Origin of the sequence: Celeribacter marinus, assembly GCF_965656515.1 — a bacterium.
GTDB lineage: Bacteria > Pseudomonadota > Alphaproteobacteria > Rhodobacterales > Rhodobacteraceae > Celeribacter > Celeribacter marinus_D.
In genome coordinates this window covers 80,629-83,111 of sequence record NZ_CBFHKW010000005.1, presented here as the reverse complement: position 1 = coordinate 83,111, position 2,483 = coordinate 80,629, and the positions used below count along the sequence as shown (strand labels likewise).

Here is a 2,483-nt window from a genome sequence, read left to right as displayed (position 1 = left end):
TGAAAAACGCCAAGAGGCATTGAAGTCCCATCCAGCCCAATGCGCGTTTTACGCTGACTTGGCCCGAGGGAATGGGGCGGCTTTTGGTGCGGGCGACGCTTGCATCAATGTGGCGGTCCGTGATGTCGTTCCATGTGCACCCTGCGCCACGCATGAGGAACGCGCCGATGGCAGATCCTATGAGAATCCAGACCGTGCGCAGGGTCATTTCCCCCGCTGAAGACGCCGCCAAAAGGGCACCCCACCATGTTGGGATCAGCAAGAGCCATGTGCCAACGGGGCGGTCCGCGCGGCTCAGGCGCAGGTAGGGGCGCGTCCATGCGGGGGCCAGTGTATCGACCCAATTGCCTTTGACGGCATCAAAAACCTGTCCGTCTGTCTCTGGCGTTGTGCGCTCGTCGGTCATATGTAGGTCTCATGGATAAAGCAAAAATACGCCTCTATGTAGATCAGCCCTTGGCCCAAGGGCAAACCGTTCCTCTCACAAAGGAGCAGTCTCATTACCTTTTCGGGGTGATGCGTCAGGACAACGGGGCCGTTGTGGCCTTGTTTAATGGCGTGGACGGCGAATTTCTGGCCGAGGTCACAAAGGCGAACAAAAAGAACGGCGAATTGGTGTGTCGTGCGAAAACGCGTGATTTGTTGATGCCGCCCGATGTGTGGTTGATGTTTGCGCCGATCAAAAAGGCGCGCACGGATTTCATTGTCGAGAAAGCCGCCGAGATGGGCGCACGCCGTATTGTGCCTGTGAACACCGAATTTACAAACGCCGAGCGTATCCGTCAGGACCGGTTGCAGGCCCATGCCCTTGAGGCGGCCGAGCAATGTGGCGGCACCTATGTGCCTGAGGTGACGGATTTGCAAAAGCTTGATCGCGTGTTGGCGGATTGGGACGAGACGCGGCATATTATGTTTTGCGACGAGGCTCTTGTGGGCGCGGCGCAGGTGTTGGGTGATGTGGCGGCAGACAAGTGGGCCATTTTGATCGGACCCGAGGGTGGATTTTCCGAGGCCGAGCGTGCACGCCTTCACGGATTGCCGTTCGCGCATGCTGTCTCTCTTGGTCCGCGTATTTTGCGGGCGGATACGGCGGCGGTGGCGGCGCTCACGATCTGGCAGCAACATTTGGGGGATTGGTCCTGATGCGTCCTGAAGTCCGTGCGCTAATCTGGCAATGGCGCGAAGTTCTCATCGCCCTTTTGGTTGTCGCGCTAATGGCGTGGTGGGCGGCATCGTCGTTTGGCGTGGTGCGCTGGGTGGCGCTTGTCGTCACTATCGCTGCACTGTTTCTTGCGTTTGCGGCTGTTCAGCGCGCACGGTTTGGCCGCACCGAGGGCGGCATTGGTGCGGTGGAGTTCGACGAGGGCGTGGTGAGCTATTTTACCGCCACAACGGGCGGTCAGATCGAGATTGCCGCGATGACCTCCGTAATGTTGTTGCCCGCTGTGCGCGGTCCTGCGCATTGGCAACTTGATGCGCCCGCACAAGCCCCGCTTTTGATTCCGCTTGATGCCTTTGGAGCCGAAAAACTCTTTGATGTGTTTGTCACTCTTAACGGGATCGAGACGGAAAAGATGTTACGTCAAATCAAATCTGCACCAGACAGCCCTGTGGTGATCTGGCGTAAACGCACAGTCGCCCTGCATTGACTTCCAGCATGCCTTGACCCACTTGTTAGGCAACAACCTCACGTTTCGGAGACCTCCCATATGTCCATTCCTCAATCTGGCGGCGGCCTGATCGAAAGCTATGACGATCTTGTCACCTTCTTTGAACAGGGCTGTAAGCCGAAAGATGCATGGAAGATCGGGACCGAGCACGAGAAGTTCGGATATTGTAAGGACACGCTCAAACCGTTGCCCTACGATGGGGATCGCTCAATCAAGGCCATCTTGGAATCGCTTCAAGACCGCTTTGGGTGGAACCCTGTTTTTGAGGGCGAATATTTGATCGGCCTTGAGTTGAATGGCGCGAATATCTCGCTAGAGCCCGGTGGTCAGTTGGAACTGTCGGGGGCTCCGCTCGATACCATCCACCAGACCTGTGATGAGGTGAACGAGCACTTGCGGGACGTGCAAAGCGTGTCCGACGAGATTGGCGCGCGCTTTATCGGTCTGGGCATGGCGCCGCATTGGACCCATGACGAGATGCCGTTGATGCCCAAGGGGCGTTACAAACTGATGGACGCTTATATGGATAGCGTCGGCACCTCTGGCACACAGATGATGCGACGCACCTGTACAGTTCAGGTGAACCTCGATTTCGGGTCCGAGGCCGATATGGTGCAAAAGTTCCGCGCCGCGCTTGCGTTGCAACCCGTGGCCACGGCGCTGTTCGCCAATTCGCCGTTCAAAGAGGGCAAGCTCAACGGGCATAAATCATGGCGTTCCTACATATGGCGTCACCTTGATGCATCGCGTACGGGCATGTTGCCGTTCGTGTTCGAGGACGGCATGGGGTTTGAACGTTACGCCGAATACGCG

Annotated in this window: 4 protein-coding genes; 3 read left to right on the top strand and 1 reads right to left on the bottom strand. The window is 57.3% G+C overall.

Features of this window, described 5'->3' with window-relative positions:
- Positions 1-406: UbiA family prenyltransferase (locus tag ACTG34_RS02450; protein WP_439103448.1), on the bottom strand; the 406-nt coding region annotated here is incomplete at its 3' end.
- Positions 407-417: 11 nt separating this feature from the next.
- Between ACTG34_RS02450 and ACTG34_RS02445 the strand changes: the two genes are divergently transcribed.
- The 3 genes from ACTG34_RS02445 to ACTG34_RS02435 form a co-directional block, all read left to right on the top strand.
- Positions 418-1,143, top strand: a complete 726-nt coding sequence (locus ACTG34_RS02445) for a 16S rRNA (uracil(1498)-N(3))-methyltransferase (RefSeq protein ID WP_439103447.1) — start codon at positions 418-420, stop codon at positions 1,141-1,143.
- A complete protein-coding gene (locus ACTG34_RS02440; RefSeq protein WP_062216967.1) occupies positions 1,143-1,649 on the top strand; it encodes a hypothetical protein in 507 nt (168 codons plus the stop codon). The genes ACTG34_RS02445 and ACTG34_RS02440 overlap by 1 nt, the downstream gene beginning before the upstream one ends.
- Before the next feature lie 60 nt (positions 1,650-1,709).
- A partial coding sequence (locus ACTG34_RS02435) for a glutamate--cysteine ligase (RefSeq protein WP_439103446.1) occupies positions 1,710-2,483 on the top strand: 774 nt, incomplete at its 3' end.

Coding starts and splice junctions, on each gene's coding strand:
- ACTG34_RS02440 (WP_062216967.1), top strand. CDS start 1,143: ATGCGTCCTGAAGTCCGTGCGCTAATCTGGCAATGGCGCGAAGTTCTC.
- ACTG34_RS02445 (WP_439103447.1), top strand. CDS start 418: ATGGATAAAGCAAAAATACGCCTCTATGTAGATCAGCCCTTGGCCCAA.